At 60.7% G+C, this 1,586-nt stretch carries 1 protein-coding gene; it reads left to right on the top strand.

All coding sequences use genetic code 11. The features are described from left to right. The first annotated feature begins 53 nt into the window (after positions 1-53). Positions 54-1,484 (top strand): IS1182 family transposase, encoded by a 1,431-nt coding sequence (locus tag GOQ25_RS18100; protein ID WP_160351879.1) that lies wholly within the window; start codon positions 54-56, stop codon positions 1,482-1,484. Positions 1,485-1,586 lie beyond the last annotated feature (102 nt).

Genomic DNA, 1,586 nt, shown 5'->3' on the forward strand with positions numbered 1-1,586 from the left:
CAGTCTGCTGACAAACCCTCCCGTAAAACGGAGGGTTTGTTCATAATAGAGGGATGTTAAAAGCCCCGACTGCTTACCAGCACGAGCTGGAGATGGTGACGCTGGAATCGCTGGTTCCGGCCGATCACTTGGTGCGTAAGATTGCCGCGGCAATCGACTTGGAGTTCATCCGAGAGCGCGTGGCCCACCTGTACTGCGCAGACAACGGGCGCCCGGCGCTGGACCCGGTGCTGTTGTTCAAGTTGCTGCTGCTGGGGTACCTGTTCGGCATTCGCAGCGAGCGACAACTGATGCGCGAGGTGCAGGTCAACGTGGCGTATCGATGGTTCCTTGGGCTCAGGCTGACGGACAAGGTGCCAGATGCGTCCACGCTCAGCCAGAATCGCCGTCGCCGCTTTGCCGATAGCGGTATCTATCAAGAGATATTCGACGAGATCGTGCTGCAGGCGATGGGCAGAGGTATGGTCGAAGGTCGGGTGCTGTACACCGACAGCACGCATCTGAAGGCCAATGCGAATAAGCAGAAATTCGATGTGGTGAAGGTCGAGCAGGCTCCTGCCGCGTACCTGGCTGAGCTGGAGGCGGCGATTGATGCGGATCGCCAAGCCTCGGGCAAAAAGCCCCTAAAGGCACGTAAGGGTAGTGATGAGGATGCGGGCGACTCGGGGCCGAGCAAAGAGATTAAGGTCAGCCGCACCGATCCGGATAGCGGGTACATGGTGCGCGACGACAAGCCTAAAGGGTTTTTCTATCTAGATCACCGCACAGTCGATAGCAAGCACGCGATCATCACCGATACGCACGTGACACCGGCCAACGTACACGACAGCCAGCCGTACTTGAAGCGGCTGGACAGGCAGTGTGAGCGCTTCGGCTTTGCGCCGGACATGGTGGGGTTGGACGCGGGGTACTTTACGCCACAGGTCTGCCACGGGTTGGAACAGCGCGAGATTGCCGGGGTGATGGGCTACCGCACGCCGAACCACCGGGCGGGGTATTTCTACAAGCGCCAGTACATCTACGACGCAGCCAGTGACACGTATCGGTGCCCGGCAGGCCAGCAGCTGGTTTACCGTACGACCAATCGGCAAGGCTACCGGCAGTATCACTCCGATCCCGTGCAGTGCGCGGGCTGCGAGTCGCGCGAGCGCTGTACCCACAGCGCCAACCACACGAAGATCGTGGTACGCCACGTCTGGGAATTGGCCAAAGAGGCGGTTAATGCGCGCCGGCTCACCGAATGGGGCAAGCGCGTCTACGCCCGGCGCAAAGAGACGGTTGAGCGCAGCTTCGCCGATGCCAAGCAGCTACATGGGCATCGCTACGCCCGCATGCGCGGATTGGCTAAGGTGCTCGAACAGTGTCTGTTGGCCGCGACGGCCCAGAATATGAAGAAGATCGCGCTGCTGCTGGCGCGGCTTTTACGCGCCCTAGGGTCGCGTTGGCGCCTGCATCCAGGCCGCTACGACGCCATCGCCGCCTGATGACCCATCTGGACTCCAATTTCCACACGCGGCGCCGCCGCGCCTGAGCGGTCCTTCAAAAACAAACCCCCGGCAAAAACCAGGGGTTTATCAACAGCCTGA

The organism is Bordetella sp. 15P40C-2, assembly GCF_009763235.1.
Taxonomy (GTDB): domain Bacteria; phylum Pseudomonadota; class Gammaproteobacteria; order Burkholderiales; family Burkholderiaceae_B; genus Bordetella_A.